Below are 16,776 nucleotides of genomic sequence, written 5' to 3'. Positions count from 1 at the left end.
TGCCGAGACTACCCAGCACCGGATGAGAATCGGCCGTCCCGGCCGAATCGGCGATTGTCAAGGCCGGGTGCGCTCCGCTCGGCCACGCTTAGGCTCACGCCATGACCACCTCCGACGACACGATCTCCCGGTACCTCACCCGCTATGCGGACAGCCTGACCGCGTTCGATGCCGAGACCGCGGCGAGTCTGTGGTCGACGCCGGGGACGATCGTGAACGACCGCTCCTCCGGTGTGCTGGAATCCCGCGACGCCATGATCGACGGTCTGCGGCATTCCTATCCGATCTACCAGCGGCTGGGCCTGGCCTCCGTCGGATTCGAGCTGCTCGAGCGTCGCGATCTCTCCGATCGGCTCGTGCTCGTGCGCGTGCGCTGGCTGTTCTTCGACGCCGGCGGCGCACAGCTGACCGACACCGACAGCTACTACCTCCTGCGCGACGAAGACGAGGCGGGTCTGCAGGCGTGCGTGTGCGTCGAGACCGACGCGGCGCAGAAGCTCCAGGCCTTGGCCGCCGAACGCGGAGTGGATCTCACCGCGGCACCCTGACACCCGATCCGCCTCTCCCCGCACACCTGTCGGGAGGATACGCACCTGTCGGGAGAATCGCGCGGATTCGCCGTGCGCTCGTCACGAACTCCCGACAGGTGGATCAGGTCCGGGCTGAACCGCAGGCGGTCAGCGCTGCTTCTTCTTCAGCGCCTTCTCCTGGATCGGCGCCTGACCGGTCGCTGCGAGGTCGGCGTAGTAGGCGCGGGCCTCATCCTGACGCTGCTTCTCCAGGCCGCTCGCGATGGGCGCGCGCACGTGCTCGGGCTCGTAGCCGAACGCGTTCACGAGATCGAGCGCGAACGGACGAAGACGCGCGCACAGGCGGTCGATGTAACTCGACACGGCCGCAGCGCGCTGCGTCGACAGGCGTCCGTTGATCAGGTGCCAGGCGAGGTGCTTCTCGATGAGCTGCAGGCCGAAGAGGTCGCGCAGCCAGGTGAGCACCTTCCGCGTGTCCTCATCGTCGATCTGGTGGACGGCGTCGGTGAACGCCTCCCACTGCAGCAGCTCGCCGTGTGCGCGGGCCGCCTCGATGAGCTCGGCCTGGTTCTCGTTGAACAGGCGGGCGCCGAGGGCCTTGTCCTTCGCACCGGGGCGCAGGCGGGAAGCGATGTCGGCCACCATCTGCTGCACGCGTCCGGCGAGCAGGTCGTGCTGCTGCTCCTCACGCAGGCCCCGCTCGACCGAGCGGCTCACCTGACCGAAGTCGGAGACGGCCTGGCCGAGCTGGCGGAGACCGGCGCCGTGGAACAGCTTGCCCGCGGTCATGCCGACGGCGAACTTCGCGAGCGCCGCCGCATCCTTGCCCTGGAACTGCTTGGCGTAGTCGGTCAGCAGACGCTTGCCGACGAGCTGCAGCAGCACGTTGTTGTCGCCCTCGAAGGTGACGTAGATGTCGAGGTCGGCGCGGAGTCCGACCAGACGGTTCTCGAACATGAAGCCGGCACCACCGGTGGCCTCGCGGGCCTCCTGCAGTGTGTCGAGCGCGTGCCAGGTCGACAGCGGCTTGAGCGCGGCGGCCAAGGTCTCGAGGTCTTCACGGTCGGCCGGGGTGTCGGTGCGGCCGGAGAAGACGCCGTCGAACTTCTGCAGGAACTCGTCGTGCGCGAAGATCTGCGCGTACGTGGTCGCCAGGCGCGGGAGCAGACGGCGCTGGTGCTTGCCGTAGTCCATGAGCACGACCTCCTGCCCGTCCGCACCGTCGAACTGGCGGCGCTGGGTGGCGTAGGTGATAGCGATGTGCAGGCCGAGCGCCGAGGCCCAGGATGCCGCACCGTCGAGCGACACACGTCCCTGCACCAGGGTGCCGAGCATCGTGAAGAAGCGGCGGCCGGGGCTGTCGATCGCGCTGGAGTACGTGCCGTCCGCTGCGACGTCGCCGTAGCGGTTGAGCAGGTTGGTGCGCGGGATGCGCACGTGGTCGAACGAGAGACGCCCGTTGTCGATGCCGTTGAGTCCGCCCTTGAGGCCGTCGTCCTCGCGGCCGATGCCGGGAAGGTCGACGCCGTCCTCGCCGCGCAGCGGCACATAGAAGCAGTGAACGCCGTGGTTGACGCCGTTCGTGATCAGCTGCGCGAAGACGGTCGCCGCGACGCCGTGCAGCGCCGCGTTGCCGAGGTACTCCTTCGTCGCCCCGCGGAACGGGGTGTTGATCACGAACTCCTTCGTCGCCGGATCGTACGTCGCGGTCGTACCGACGGCCGCGACGTCGGAGCCGTGGCCGATCTCGGTCATCGCGAAGGCGCCAGGGATCGAGAGGTCCATCACACCGGGGAGCCACTTCGCGTGGTGCTGCTCGGTGCCGAGCTGAAGGATCGCGGAGCCGAAGAGTCCCCACTGCACGCCCGACTTGATCTGCAGGCTGGGGTCGGCCACCACCAGCTCCTCGAAGCCCGCGATGTTCGCGCCGTTGTTCTCCTCGCCGCCGAGCGACTTGGGGAACGCGCGGTGCACGGCCTTGTTCTCGACCAGGAGGTGCAGCTGGCTGAGCACGCGCTCGCGGTGCTCGTCCTTGCCGAGCTCATCCTTGCGCCAGAACGCCGAGTCCTTGATCATCTCGCGGGCCTGGCGACGCACGTCTGCCCACGTGCCCATCAGGGCGTCGTTGACGCGGGCGACATCGATGTGCAGGTTCGCATCCGCGGTGTCGGTGGAGGTGCGAGTCGTCTTCGGACGGACGGCGGCGTCGACCATGTGCGTTCCTCTCAGAGGGAAGTGGGATTACAGCCATGGTAGGTCTGCCACAACCAGAGACGAACTGCCCTGTCCACATCCTCCAACGCCCGACGGGCACATCTCGCCGCCGCGTTGTCGTCAGACCACAGTCCGGACTGGCGGGACCGCTTCGGGCGTCGCGGGCGGCGGTGCGGCGCCCGCTTCCTGCCAACGCCGCTTCGTCCCCGCGCTCAACCGCCCCCAAGTGCGGTCGCGGATGAAGATCGCGTCGATCGCGATCATGGTGAGCGAGAACCACGGGAGCCCCATGAGCACCGCGATGCCGATGTGGAAGGAGAGGATGCCCAGCAGGCCGATCAGCCGGGTGGGACGCGTCAGCAGCATGAGGGGGAAGGCGATCTGCAGGAGGATCGACCCCCAGCTCGCGATCGTGACCATCGGCCCCCACGCGGTGACGAGGTCGCTCAACACCGGCCAGGTGCCGAACCGCGCGGTCTGCAGCGGGTTGTAGACCGCATACCCCTCTTCCCACGGCGCACCACCCGCCTTGTAGAGCGCACCGGACGCGTAGACGAAGAACACCTGGGCGGCGAGTGCCACGAGGGCGAGATTGTGGAACATCGTTCCCAGCAGCGCCGGCTGGCTGTTCGGGGCGAACCACTCCCCCGACTTCGCCCGACGCCTGGCATCCAGCGACCACCGGGCTGCGGGGTCGGCGAAGAGCAGCAGCAGCAGCGCGATGCGGAACATGTTGTCGCCCTGGTCGCCCACCATGTCGTTGGCCTCGATGAAGCCCACCCAGAGGCAGAAGAAGATCGGGAGCACGATCCGGAAGCGCCACCCGAGGACGAACAGCACGGCGAGCACCCCGAGGAGAAGATAGAGCGCTGTGTAGAGGACGTCGTTGCCCATCGCGGCATGGAACGCGCTGAACACCCAGATCTTCGGGAACTCGCTCACCGGCTCCGCGAGCTCGCCGTTCCATGCCGAGCCCGATCCGAAGGTGTACAGGCGGGTGCCGAAGTTCGAGGCCAAGAGGCCGACCGCGGTGACGCCGAAGAGGATGCGTGTGACCGCGAGCCCGTAGAGAGCCTTCTTGCCGTTGAAGAGCCAGTCGCCGATGAACGCCGAGATGCGATCGACGGCCGAGAGCACCATCGCCCAGAGCCCGGCGATCATCGACGACACGAAGCTCAGCAACCGAGTCACGAACGACCTCGGCACGGTGTTCGCCGTCGCGGGCGCCGGATCACGGGGAGCAGCGGGAGGGGCGGTCGCCGGGGCGGGTGCCGACGTGGTGGTGCTCTGCGGCGCAGGATCCTTCCTCTTCTTCGCGTCGGACTTCCGCGCCGAGGTCTTGACCGGCGCGCTCACGGCTGGATCCTCTCGAACTGGCCACGGAAGGTGTTCGCGAAGTTCTCTCGACTCTGCCCTTCCTCTTCTATAGGGAGTCGCCATCCGGTGGTCGAGAACGTGGGGTCCGGCCGCTGTGCGCTCGGGTCGTTGCGATCCTTGTAGGGGATCACGTTCTGACGGCTCACGCGGTACTGCACCTTGACCACGGCATCCGCACCCCAGATCGCATAGGCCACCTGGGTCGCATATGCGGTGGAGAGATGCTCCTCGGCCATGTAGGCCGTCGTCGACGGGTTCTCGTCTCCGGGGAGTTCCTCGAAGGAGCGCACCATCCACTCCTCCCACCCCTCCTTCGCGAAGTCGAGACCGACCACCGCCTGCTGGTCGGCGTTGAGCTTGTTGTAGGCGTTCATCTGTCCGCTCGCCACCTCACTCGACTGGATGCCGGCCCGCGGCGGGAAGAGGTTGTACCGGATCATCGACAGCTCGACGTCTGTGGCACTCACCCAGCCGGTCTCGACTTCCTCGCCATCCTTCTCGATGACGGCGCGGACGTTGAAGTGGTAGTCGCCGTTGATGGGCTCGGGTGCGAAGACGCTCCACGATTGGCCGAACATCGGCAGCATGTATCCCGCCAGCACCTCCTGCGTGGGGATCTCCCGCAGCGCCGAGTAGGGAGCGATCCACAGGAACGACGCGCTGATGTGCCACAGCGTCAGGAGGCAGGCGGCGAAGGCGATGAGCTTCACCCACCAGGTCGGGCGCGGATGCACCGCGGCCGTCTCCGGTGACACGGAAACGTCCGCCTCCGGCGAGGACTCGACTCTGGTGCTCATCCACTTCCCTCCCACCGCCGAGGGTCGGGACCGCCGTGGGGAAACGGCCCCGACCACTCAGCGTTCCTGCATCGCGATCTACTCCGTCTGAACCAGGGGCCGGCGGGATCTCGCGAGTCTCATCGTCCCCAGCCCGAGCGTGAGGAGCAGCGCGGCCAGCGCGATCCACCCGCTCTGGAGCTGCCCGCCGGTCGTGGCCAGGCCCGATGCCACCAGCTGGAACGTCGCCGACACACTGCCGGAGGTCGCCCCGGTCAGTGTCACGGTGTGGGTCCCCAGATCGGTGGCCGTGGGGACCGTCCAGGCGAAGGTGACCGTGCCCTGGGCGTTCGCGACCTGGCTGCCCAGCGCGAGCGGGTCGGAGGTCATCACACCGGTGACCGTCTCTCCGGGCGTGAAGCCCGTGCCGACTGCGGTCTGCTGCTTGCCGCGCTCCAGCACAGGGGACTTGATCGTGATGGCGATGTTCCCGGTGGGATCGGCCGCCGCATCCGCCGAGGAGCTCGCAGTGGCAGTGGCGGAGGCGGTTGCGGAGGCCGCAGCCGTGGCTTCGGCAGAGGAGTCCGCCGCAGCCGACGCGGAGGCCGTGGCCGAAGACGACGCGTTCGCCGCCGCTGCCGCCGAGGCGTTCGGATCCGCATCGGCCGAGGCCGAGGCGTCGGCCGCGCTCGTCGAGGTCGCATCGTTCTGCGCCGCCGCCTGAGCCGCGGCCGCTGCCGAGGCGTTCGCCGCCGTGGTGGCCGTGGTGGAGGCATCCGTGGAGGCATCGGTGGTCGCTGCGGCCTGGGCCGCGGCGCTGGCCGACACGTCCGCCGCGGCGGATGCCTGGCTGGTCGCGTCGGCGAGTGCCGCAGCCACAGCGGCTGCCTCGACCGAGGCGTTGCTGTCATCATCCGCCTGGGCAGACGCCGAGGCCGATGCCGAGGCGTTCGTGTTGATCTCCGCCGAGGCGTCCGCCGAGCCGACCGCATCCGAGGAGGCATCGGTCGAGGCGCTCGCGATCGCCGCTGCGCTCGCGTTCGCCGCTGCACTCGTGCTGGCATCGTCCGTGGCCGAGGCTTCGGCCGCCGTGTCCGTCGTGGCGTCGGCCAGTGCTGCCGCCTGCGCGGCGATCGCCGCACCGGCGTTCGCCTCGGAGGTGGCATCCGCGGTCGCCGCCGTGGACGAGGTCGCCGTCGCCGCGGCCTCCGATGCCGCCTCGGCTGCCGGATCCGCCGCAGCCGATCCCTCCGCCGTCGCGTCGGAGAAGGCCGCCGCCTGCGCGGAGGCTTCGGCGACCGCAGCGGTGGAGGCGTCGGCATTGGCCGAAGCGGATGCCGAGGCCGCCGCGTTCGCGTTGGCCGCGGCCTCCGACGACGCGTCCGCCGAGGATGTCGCCGTCGCTGCGGATTCGGACGAAGCCGCGGAGTTCGAATCGGCTGCTGTCGAAGCCGCGGCATTCACGTCGCTCGAGGCGTCTGCCTGGGCCGCGGCCTGGGCAGCGACAGCCGCTGCGGCGTTGGCCGTCGACGTCGCATCGGTCGATGCCGTCGTGGACGCCGTGGTCGTCGCCGCGGATTCCGCGGCGGAGGTGGCATCGGCCGTCGCCGCCGCCGATGCGGTGGAGGTCGCATCAGCGAGAGCAGCGGCTTCCGCAGCTGCCTGGGCCGAGGGATCGCCGTCGGCGGTCGCATCGGCCGACGCCGAGGCCGATGCCGCCGCGTTCGTGTTGACATCGCCGGGGTCGCCCGCGGTCACCTCGGTGGTGTCCGAGCCGGTGACCGCACCCGCGGTCGCCGTGAGCGTGTAGCCCGTACCCGGGGTGGTGTCGATGGGCACCGGATAGTTCGCCGCGAAGGCCCCGGACGCGTCGGTGGTCACCGTCACCGGACCACCGACGTCCGCACCACCGCCGGGAGCGGTCAGCTGCAACGAGACCGAGGTGCTCACCGGCCACCCGGTACCCGTGACGGCGAGGTTGGTGCCCGCAGCAACCGTCGCCGCCGCATCGACGACGACCGGAGCCGCAGTGACCTCTGTCGTGTCGGTCGCGGTCTGAGCGCCGGCCGAGGCCGTGACCGTGTACCCGGTTCCCGCGGGCGTACCGGCCGGCACCGGGTAGTCGAGCGTGAACGCGCCGAGCCCGCCCGTCGTCACCGTCTGCGGTGTACCGACGGCCCCACCTCCCGGAGCCGAGAGCTGCACGATCACCTCGGTGTCGGCCGGCCAGTTGGTGCCGGATACGGCCAGGTCGCTGCCCGCCTGCACCGTCGCCGCCGCATCCACGGTCGCCGCGGCCGTCACCTCGGTCGTGTCGGAAGCCGTCTGGGCGCCGACGGTCGCCGTCACCGTGTAGCCGGTGCCGGGTGTGGCCGATGCGGGCACCGGATAGTCGAGCGTGAACGCACCGGACCCATCGGTCGTGACCGTCTCGGGGCCGCCGATGTTCGCGCCGCCGCCGGGAGCCGTCAGCTGCACCGACACCTCGGTGTTCGCCGGCCAGTTCGTGCCCGTGACCGGGAGCGTCGTTCCGGCCTGCACGGTCGCCGCCGCATCGACAGCAGCAGCGGCCGTCACCTCGGTCGTATCGATCGCCGTGACGGCTCCGGCCGTCGCGGTCACGGTGTAGGCGGCACCCGGTGTCGCAGACGCCGGCACCGGGTAGTCGAGTGCGAACTCGCCGGATGCATCGGTGGTCGCCGTCTCGGGGCCGCCGATGTCTGCACCGCCGCCGGGCGCCGTCAGCTGCACCGACACCTCGGTGTTCGCCGGCCAGTTGGATCCTGCGACCGGAAGACTCGTCCCCGCCTGCACCGTCGCGGCCGCATCGATCGCCGCGACCGGAGCGTCGGTCACCTCGGTGGTATCGGTGGCGGTCTGCGTACCCGCGGTGGCCTTCACCTCGTAATCGGTGGCGGCCGGGGTTCCCGCTGGGACGGGGTAGTCGAGGGTGAAGGTCCCCGCGGCGTCGGTGGTCACCAGCTCGGGACCGCCGATGTTCGCGCCGCCTCCCGGCGCCTGCAGCTGCACCGACACCTGGGTGTTCGCGGGCCAGTTGGTTCCGGAGATGCCGAGGTTCGTGCCCGCCTGCACGGCCGGTGCGGCATCGACCGCTGCTGCGGCGGTGACCTCGGTGGTGTCGGTTGCAGTGCTCGTGTCGTCGGTCGCGGTGACGATGTAGCCCGCGCCGGGAGGTGTCGCAGCGGGGATCCCGTAGCCGAAGGTGAAGGCTCCGTTGATATCTGTCGTCACCGGCAACGGGTCGTTGACGATCCCTCCACCGGGAGTCGTCACCTGCACCGAGACCTGGGTGTTCGCAGGCCAGCCGGATCCGGTGACAGGAAGGTTTGTTCCCGCCTGCACCGTGGCAGCCGCATCGATCGCCGCGACGGCCGCAGCCGCAGCCTTCACCGTCGAAGACCCGAGGTCGAGGGAGACTCCGCCGCCGACCGCAGGGAGCAGGTCCACCGCGAGGGCGCGCACCGTGAAGCTGTCTCCGGGGATGTCCCCCGTGGCGGGCTGTTCGTTGATCGTGATGTCGACGAGATCGGAGAGCACGCCCTGGAGCACAGGATCGAGCGTCGTGAGCACAGGGCCCGTCAACGCGGCGAGCGCCGGCTGCACGAGCGGGATCACGCTGTTCAGGGCGGTGTTCACGAGCGGACCCGTCGTGGTGGCGACCGCATTCGTGACGGCCGAGACCACCGGGTTGAGGAGGACGCCGATGTTGAGGCCGGCGAGGGTGATGTCCGTCGTGACCGTGGGCACGGGGGTCGCGGTGCCGGCGAACTGCGCCAGCGAGCCCTTGACCGTCACATCCCCCGATACCAGTGCCGTTCCGGTGAGCGGAACAGTGAGGTCGACGCCGACCGTCAGCGTCACCTGGAGCGCGTCGAGCGTGGACTTCAGGATCGTGGAGACCTTGCCGTTGAGGCTGTTCGGGTGCGTACCCGTCAGCGCTGAGGTGACCCCCTGCTGGATCGCGGAGATGGTCGCGGCCGAGAGCACCGGGGTGTTCGCCGGCAGGGTGTTGAGGTTCGCACCTGCGCCCGTCTCGACGAGGATCTTGGCGAGATCGACGGAGACCGTCCCGGTGCTCAGGTCGACGAGCACCGATCCCGTCGTGTTCTCGATCGGGGTCTCCAGCACTTGGGTGGTCACGGTCTGTCCGACCGTGTCGAGTCCGGCGATCCCGACCGTTCCTCCGGTCGCGGTGAAGGCTGCGAGCAGCGGCACATCGGGGATCGCGTTGATCGTGCTGACGAGGGTCGTGACGAGAGCGGTCAGCGCTCCACCGGGGCCTGCGAGATCGCTCACCGGAGTGACGGTGCCCTGGATCGCCGAGGCCAGCGTTCCCGACAGCCCGGCGACCAGGTTGCTGTGCAGATCGAGTTTCAGATCTGCGATGCGGTACTGGGATGTGGCCGCCGCGGCGTTCGATTCGGCGCGCGACGCGAGGGCACCGATGCCGACCGAGGCCTGATCGAGGACCGCGTCGGTGAGGCCGGCGACGGCGAGCTGGTCGAAGAGGTCGGTGAGCTCGAGCGTGCCGGGATTCACACCGCCGTCGATGGCGCCCGTGTCGATCGCCCCGCCCGTGGTGATCGTGCCCGACGACGCGATCGACTGCGTCTGCGTCGGCGACGAGCTGAAGCTCTGCGCCGCACCCAGATCACCGAGCCGCAGCAGACCCGGCCCGGTGCCGTCGGTCAGCAGCGGCACGTTCAGGGTGCCGACGTCGATGTTGAGCGCCTCGAGCAGACCCACGTCCAGCCCGCCGAGCTCAGAGCCCGGGGCTGCGGGGTTGCTGGTGAGCGTGTGACCGAGAGCCGCGATGTCGAGGCCCCCGAGCAGAGCGGCGGGCAGCTGGATGATCTGCCCCTGCGCGACCGCCGGATCGTTCGGATTCGCCGTGTCCAGCGCATTCGCCGCAGTCGGCACCAGCGCACTCGCGAGGATCACCGCGCCGACGGTGACGCCGGCGATGCCTCCTCCAACTGCTCTGCGTCGCCGCAGAACCCTCTCCTGCAATTCCATTCGCTACTCCCGTGTGATGCGATCTTCCGCGTCACATGGCCCCCCCACGGGTCGACGTCAGTCGGCCGAGCGATGTTGCGCCCATTCTTACGGGATCGCAAAGGGGATGTCCAGCATTCGTCCAGAAATCATCCGGATTCCAGCATCCTGCGAGACATTGCGCCCCCGAGGATGCGTGCGGCGAGACAGGGCGCCGCCGTCAAGTCCACGCAGACGAAGAAACCGCCCCGCTGACCGAGGGTCTGCGGGGCGGTTCCAGATCGAAAACGGTCAGAGCGAAAGCCCGTGGCCGAAGCGGAACAGCGGATCGGCGGTGTCGAACGGCACGTCGGGACGCGAAGCCTCGACCGCGGCCATCGACCGCGGAAGGTCGAACGGCAGCGTGCCCTGCGCGGGGAACGCGCCGCTGAGCACATCGAGCAGTGCCGCACCCGAAGCGCCCCAGTTGACGGTCACCGCGGCGGCAGCTTCCACGATCGGCGTCAGGATCGGCGGACGATCGGCGAGCACGTCGACGACGGTCGGCACGGCGGCCGCGACCTCGCGCACATGCGCGACCACCTGCTCCGAGAACGCGAGGGAGCCGGCGTGGAAGAAGTTCTCGAACATCGTCTCGCGCTCCTCGAACGGGGCGTGCAGGCGGATGATCGCCAGATCGGCCTCGCCCGGCGTCTCCACGACCTCCCCGAAGGATGCTGCGACCTCGGCGTCGATGCCCTCGACGTAGAGCTTTCGGCCGCGCGCGAAGGGCAGAGCACCGTTGTTCGAGAGCACCGTGATCGAGGCGCGCTGGGCGTCTTCCCCCGCGGCACGGAACTCCGCGCGCCCGACGATGTCGTCGGCCGCGTCCTCGTCGACGTACGGGTTCTCGAACAGTCCGAGCTCGAACTTCTCGCGCAGGATGCGTCGCGCCGAGACGTCGAGACGGGCCTCGGTCACCTCGCCCTCGGCGACGAGCTCGAGCAGGAGTTCCGGATTCGCCTCACCGCCGAACTGATCGGCACCGGCATCCAGCACCTTCTTCATGCGCTCGCGCGGCGTGAGGTGCTCCACACCCCAGGCACGTGCGGGGAAGGGCTGGCCGAAGATCTCGGAGTCGCTGATCAGGCCCCAGTCGGTGCACACGACACCGTCGAAGCGGTACCGCTCACGCAGCAGGCCGGTGATCACGGACTTGTTGAACCCGAATCCCACCTCCTCGTACTCCGTGCCGACGGGCATCCCGTAGTAGGGCATCATCTGCCGGGTGCCCGCGGCGAGCGCGTCTTCGAACGGCTTCAGGTGAAGCTCGAACTCGCCGCCAGGGTAGACCTGCTCCCGACCGTAGGGGAAGTGCGGGTCCTCTCCGTCCTTCTGCGGTCCCCCTCCGGGGAAGTGCTTGGTCATGGTCGACACCGAGCCAGGGCCGAACGATGCGCCCTGGAAGCCGCGGATGTAGGCCGCGCCGAGCCTGCCCGACAGCTCTGCATCCTCACCGAAGGTCGCCGTCTGCCGGGCCCACCGCGGCTCCGTCGCAAGGTCGACCTGGGGGTGCAGGGCCACGCGCAGCCCGACCGCCGTGTACTCCTGGCGGGCGATATCGGCGAAGCGCTCGACCAGTGACTCATCGCGGGTCGCTGCGAGGCCGAGGGTCTCGGGCCACTGCGAGAAGGGGCCGGCGAGGATCGAGGCCCCGGGGTTCTCACTGAACGAGTGGCGCGGATCGGTCGACAGCGTCACGGGAATACCGAGGCGGGTGGATGCCGCCAGACGCTGCAGCGCGTTCTGCCACGCCGCGATCTCCCGCCCGGTGGGCGCGGCGCCGAGCAGGTTGAAGTGGGTCATCCGCTTGGTCTCGAGGAACTCGCGGGCCGACGGAGTCGCGAAGACGGGGTTCGGCTCTTCGAGATCGCCGATCGCGATCATCGTGTGGAAGAACAGTCCCGCCTTCTCCTCGATCGTCATGGCGTCGAGGAGCAGCTGCACGCGTTCGTCGACGGGCAGATCGGCGTCCAGCCAGGGGCGGACGGTGGATGTGGCCGTGGTGTCGGAGATGGTCACTTGACTCCCTTGATGCGGTAGACGAGAACGGCGCCGGCGAGCGCGACGAGCGCGCCGAACAGGTACCAGGTGGTGTAGCCGCCGAGCGGGGTGGCCGCTCCCAGCGCGATGATGCCGGGGGCGATGGCCGGGGCGATCGACTGCGGAAGGGCGTTGGCGATGTTCAGCACACCGAGGTCTTTCGCCACGTCGTCGGGGTTGGGCAGCACCTCGGTCGCGAGGGCGAGGTCGACGGAGAGGAAGGAACCGGCGCCGAGACCGATGATCGACTGCGCGATGATGACGGTCGTGACATCGGGAGCGATCGCGAGGATGACCAGGCCGATGACCATGACGACCCCGGCGATGGCGACGAACGGGCGACGCTTGCCGATCTTGTCGGAGAGGAATCCACCGAGCGGGGACGAGATCGCCATCGCCGCCATCGAGGCCAGGTTGGCGGCGAGGATGATGCCGACAGCGCCCTGCTCGTCGAGCCCGAACTTGGTGACGAGGTAGAGCGGCAGGAACGTGGCGATGCCGGCGTATCCGAACATCACGAAGAACTTGGTGAGCCACGTCCAGCCGAAGTCGGGGTGCTTGCGCGGATTGAACACGAACGAGCCGAAGAACATCGCGACGGTGAACTTCTCTGCGGGCTTCTCGGTGAGACGCCGGTCCTTGAGGGTCAGGACGAACACGATCACGAGGATCAGCGCGATCACGCCAGGAACGACGAAGCGCTCGAAGTCACCGGGGAGGAAGTTCACCAGGAAGCTCCCGGCGAGGATGCCGATCGGAGTCGTGATGCCGATGATGCCGGAAACCTTGCCGCGGCTGGTGACCGGTACCTGATCGGGCAGCGTCGCATTGGCGGCGGCGAGCACGGCGTTCATCGCGGTCTGCACGAGGCACCAGGCAAGCAGGACCATCCACACCGAGGTCGCCGACCCGATGAGGACGAAGCCGCCGAGGCCGATGATCGCACCACCGAGGATCCACGGACGACGCATGCCCCAGCGCGACGTGGTGCGGTCGGAGAGCCGACCGACGAGCGGGTTCGCGATGAGGGCGAAGATCGCGCCGACGCCCATCACGAGCCCGAGGCTGCCCTCGGTGTTCACGGGGTCGATGTGCTGGACCTTGAACGCCATCGACACCATGACCGGGGTGAGCAGGGCCAGGTAGACGCCGAAGTTCACGGCGGCGAGGCCCGGCGTGTACCCGCGCGGGGTCTTCAGCGGCGTGGTCCCCGGGGCCTTGAACCCGGTGGTGCCGACCGCGGCCGCGGAAGCGGCGGATGACAACTCTGTCATGACAGTCCTTTCGATTCACCGCACGTCTTCGGTGACGCGGTTCTGGGTTGACCATACACCAATCTCGACCGGTTGGTAACTGAAACCAGACCGCTTGGTAATGAGCGAGGATAGGATGCACAAGGAGGATGCGATGACGACCACAGCGACCGGCTCGCGACATGCCCGCGCTGCCGCCACGCGCCAGCGCATCCTGTCTGCTGCGCACGACCTGTTCGTCGCACACGGCTATCGGTCGACATCCCTCCGCGACATCGCCGCCGCCGCCGCCGTCAGCCACCCGGGCCTGCTGGGCCATTTCGCCTCGAAGGACGACCTTCTCGGCGAGGTCGTCGCCGCACTGGAAGCCGACAACGAGAGCGTGTTCAGCGCGATCGCGGCGGCTGCCGAACCCGGCGAGCTGGTCTTCTCCAGCATCGCCGAGCGAAACGCACGCACTCCGGGCTACCTCGAGCTGTTCGCGGCGCTCACCGGCGAGGCCTCGGCCGTCGGTCACCCCGCGCACGCGCGGATGCGTGAGCGCTACTGCCGGCTGCGCTCGCTGAGCGTCGACGTCCTGGAAGACGCGAAGTACCACGGAGTCATCGCGGCTGATCGCGACGTCGACGGCGAGACCGTTAGGCATACGGCCGGGTGGGACGGCCTGCAACTGCTCTCGCAGTACCTTCCGGATCGAGTCGACGTGGTCGAGATGCTCGAGGAGCGCGAGAACCTCTGGGCGCTGCCGGTCGCATGGCGCGATCCCGACGACGACCCCTCATCCGACGCGGACGCGGCCGGCCCCCTGCCCGAGCTGCGCACGACGGCGACGCCGGACACCGAACCCGGTTATGCGGTCGGCCGTCGCCGCCGCACGCAGATCCTCGCCGATGCGACGCGCCTGTTCGCACGCGACGGCTACGGCGACACCAGCCTGCAGGACATCGCCACCGCGGTCGGGGTGTCGAAGTCGACGCTGCTGCACCACTACCCGTCGAAGGAGCTGCTGCTCAGCGCCGTCCTCACCGAACGGGACAGCGCCATCAACGAGAACCAGGGGGTCACCGGCGCAGCGTCCGCCGGAGAAGTGCTCCGCAGCATCCCCGATGGCGCCGCGCGGAGCTCACAGGATGAGCCGGGCCTGATCGAGGTGTATGCGGTGCTGTCCTGCGAGGCGGTTCCCGCCGCCCACCCCGCGCACGACTACTTCGCGACGCGGTTCGCGAACGCGCTGGAGTACTTCACCGAGCTCTTCCGCCTCGCCCAGGTCGACGGCGACCTGCCGACGGATCGCGACCCGGTGCACGAAGCCACGTGGCTCATCGCGATGTGGGACGGACTGCAGTACCAGTGGCTGTACGACAGGGAGCGGCTCGACATCGCCACGCACCTGCGCGCCCACCTCGACGACGTGCTGCCTCCGCGCTGAGTGCTGCGGCCTCGGATCAAGCGCTGACTCCGCGTCGGATCAGGCGGCGGCGATGACCGCCAGCACGCCCTCGCCGTAGGCCTCGCGCTTCTTCGCCCCGATGCCGGTGATGCCGTCGAGGTCGGCGAGGGAGGCCGGACGATGCTCGGCGAGCGCACGGAGGGTGGCATCGCCGAAGACGATGTACGCGGGCACGCCCTGCTCGCGCGCCGTCTCGGCCCGCCAGGCGCGCAGTGCTTCGAAGAGTCCGCGATCCCCCGCGTCCAAGGCGTCGGCGGCGCTGGCCTTGCGAGCGCGGCCGGAGGAGGTGGGGCGCCCGATCGTGTCCTTGCGCAACGGCACGGCGGTCTCCCCTCGGAGCACACCGGCCGCCTGCTCTCCGGGCGCGAGAGTGCCGTAGTCTCCCTGCGCGACCACGATGCCGCGAGCGAGGAGCTGCCGCACGACACTTCGCCAGTCCTGGTCGGAGAGGTCGTTGCCGATGCCGTAGGTCGCGAGCTTGTCGTGGCCCTGCTGCCGGATGCGCTCGGTCGAGGCCCCGCGGAGGATGTCGATCAGATGCCCGGCGCCGAACGCCTGATTGCGCTCGCGCTTGAGCCGCACGATCGTCGAGAGCAGCTTCTGCGCGGGGACGAGGCCGTCGAACGTCTCGGTGTCTTCCAGGCACGTGTCGCAGTTGCCGCACGGCTGCGACTCCTGACCGAAATAGCCGAGAAGGTTCTGGCGTCGGCACTCCACGGTCTCGCACAGGGCGAGCATGGCGTCGAGGTGCTGACCCATCCGCATCTTGAACGTGCGGTCGCCGGGGCTCTGGTCGATGAGCCTGCGCTGCTGCACGACGTCGCCGAGGCCGTACGCCATCCAGGCCACAGAGGGCTCGCCGTCGCGACCAGCGCGACCGGTCTCCTGGTAGTAACCCTCGACCGACTTCGGCAGGTCGATGTGCGCGACGAAGCGCACGTCGGGCTTGTCGATGCCCATGCCGAAAGCGATCGTGGCGACCATGACCACGCCGTCTTCGCGAAGGAAGCGCGCCTGGTTCGCCGCCCGCACCTCGGCGGGCAGACCCGCGTGGTACGGCAGCGCATCGAGCCCCTGGGCGGCGAGGTAGGTCGCCGTCTGCTCGACCGACTTGCGGCTGAGCGCGTACACGATGCCCGCGGGCTGCGCACCGTCGTCGCTCGCCGGCGTCTGGGATCTGATGAACGCGACCAGCTGCTTGCGCGGGTCGACCTTGGGCACGATCCGATACTGGATGTTCGGGCGGTCGAAGCTCGCGACGAAGTGCTTCGCGGCGCCGAGCTGCAGGCGCTCGGTGATCTCCTTGTGCGTCGCCGCGGTCGCCGTGGCCGTGAGAGCCATGCGCGGCACACCGGGGAACCGCTCACCCAGGTCACCCAGGGCGAGGTAGTCGGGGCGGAAGTCGTGACCCCACTGCGACACGCAGTGCGCCTCGTCGATCGCGATCACGCTGAGCGTTCCGCGCTGAAGAAGAGCAGTGGTCTGCGCGCTGGAAAGACGCTCCGGTGCGACGTAGATGAGGTCGAGCTCGCCGGCGATGTACGCCCTCTCGACCTCGCGACGCTCATCGATGGCCTGCGTGGAGTTGAGATAGGCGGCGTTGACGCCGTTGGCCCGCAGCGCATCGACCTGGTCGTGCATGAGCGCGATCAACGGGCTGATCACGAGCCCGGTGCCCTCGCGCACGAGAGCCGGCACCTGGTACGTGATGCTCTTTCCGCCACCGGTCGGCATCAGCACGACGGCGTCGCCGCCCGCGATGACCTGCTCGACGATGTCGGCCTGATCGCCACGGAACTCGTCGTACCCGAAGACCGTGTGCAGCGCCTCGCGCGCGGTCGGATAGCGGCTCGGGGCGGCGGTGCGCACAGCCGACGGCGCGGCCGTGGCGGACCGCGGAGCCACCGGGGTGACCGGCCCCTGCCCCCAGTCGAGCGGGGGCTCGAAGCCCGCGCCCTGCGGCTCCCAATCCATCGGCTCCGGCGGGACGGACGACTCCCACCCGTCGTCGTAGGGCTCGTCGGCGTACGGCAGATCCGCGTACGGGTCACGGGGAGTCTGCGGCATCCCTCCAGCGT

Annotated in this window: 9 protein-coding genes; 2 read left to right on the top strand and 7 right to left on the bottom strand. The window is 69.2% G+C overall.

Going from position 1 to position 16,776, the window contains the following annotated elements; translation table 11 throughout:
• Window positions 1-101 precede the first annotated feature (101 nt).
• Window positions 102-548, top strand: a complete 447-nt coding sequence (locus tag F6W70_RS12085) for a DUF6841 family protein (protein WP_151486846.1) — start codon at window positions 102-104, stop codon at window positions 546-548.
• Window positions 549-677: 129 nt separating this feature from the next.
• Here F6W70_RS12085 and F6W70_RS12080 read toward each other — a convergent pair whose 3' ends face one another.
• The 6 genes from F6W70_RS12080 to F6W70_RS12055 form a co-directional block, all read right to left on the bottom strand.
• On the bottom strand, window positions 678-2,744 hold the full coding sequence (locus F6W70_RS12080) for an acyl-CoA dehydrogenase family protein (RefSeq protein ID WP_151486845.1): 2,067 nt from the start codon (window positions 2,742-2,744) through the stop codon (window positions 678-680).
• A 120-nt stretch (window positions 2,745-2,864) separates the two neighbouring features.
• Window positions 2,865-4,100 carry an HTTM domain-containing protein gene (locus tag F6W70_RS12075; RefSeq protein ID WP_151486844.1) on the bottom strand — a complete coding sequence of 412 codons (1,236 nt, stop codon included), beginning with the start codon at window positions 4,098-4,100 and terminating at the stop codon, window positions 2,865-2,867.
• Window positions 4,097-4,918 carry a DUF5819 family protein gene (locus tag F6W70_RS12070; RefSeq protein WP_151486843.1) on the bottom strand — a complete coding sequence of 274 codons (822 nt, stop codon included), beginning with the start codon at window positions 4,916-4,918 and terminating at the stop codon, window positions 4,097-4,099. Before F6W70_RS12070 ends, F6W70_RS12075 begins: the two co-directional genes overlap by 4 nt.
• Window positions 4,919-4,996: 78 nt before the next feature.
• Entirely contained in the window at window positions 4,997-9,934 is a 4,938-nt protein-coding gene (locus F6W70_RS12065) for a choice-of-anchor G family protein (RefSeq protein ID WP_151486842.1), read from the bottom strand.
• A gap of 270 nt (window positions 9,935-10,204) precedes the next feature.
• Window positions 10,205-11,974 (bottom strand): glycoside hydrolase family 3 protein, encoded by a 1,770-nt coding sequence (locus F6W70_RS12060; protein ID WP_151486841.1) that lies wholly within the window; start codon window positions 11,972-11,974, stop codon window positions 10,205-10,207.
• Entirely contained in the window at window positions 11,971-13,269 is a 1,299-nt protein-coding gene (locus F6W70_RS12055) for an MFS transporter (protein WP_127481729.1), read from the bottom strand. Before F6W70_RS12055 ends, F6W70_RS12060 begins: the two co-directional genes overlap by 4 nt.
• Before the next feature lie 133 nt (window positions 13,270-13,402).
• Between F6W70_RS12055 and F6W70_RS12050 the strand changes: the two genes are divergently transcribed.
• Window positions 13,403-14,677 (top strand): TetR/AcrR family transcriptional regulator, encoded by a 1,275-nt coding sequence (locus F6W70_RS12050; RefSeq protein WP_318278884.1) that lies wholly within the window; start codon window positions 13,403-13,405, stop codon window positions 14,675-14,677.
• Window positions 14,678-14,716: 39 nt separating this feature from the next.
• On the opposite strand, the gene recQ is transcribed toward F6W70_RS12050, so the two are convergent.
• Window positions 14,717-16,765 carry a DNA helicase RecQ gene (gene recQ, locus F6W70_RS12045; RefSeq protein WP_127481727.1) on the bottom strand — a complete coding sequence of 683 codons (2,049 nt, stop codon included), beginning with the start codon at window positions 16,763-16,765 and terminating at the stop codon, window positions 14,717-14,719.
• Window positions 16,766-16,776: the final 11 nt, after the last annotated feature.

The organism is Microbacterium maritypicum (assembly GCF_008868125.1).
Classification (GTDB): Bacteria; Actinomycetota; Actinomycetes; order Actinomycetales; family Microbacteriaceae; genus Microbacterium; species Microbacterium maritypicum.
Note: the sequence above shows the minus strand (reverse complement) of the source record. Positions and strands in the feature narration are given on the sequence as shown.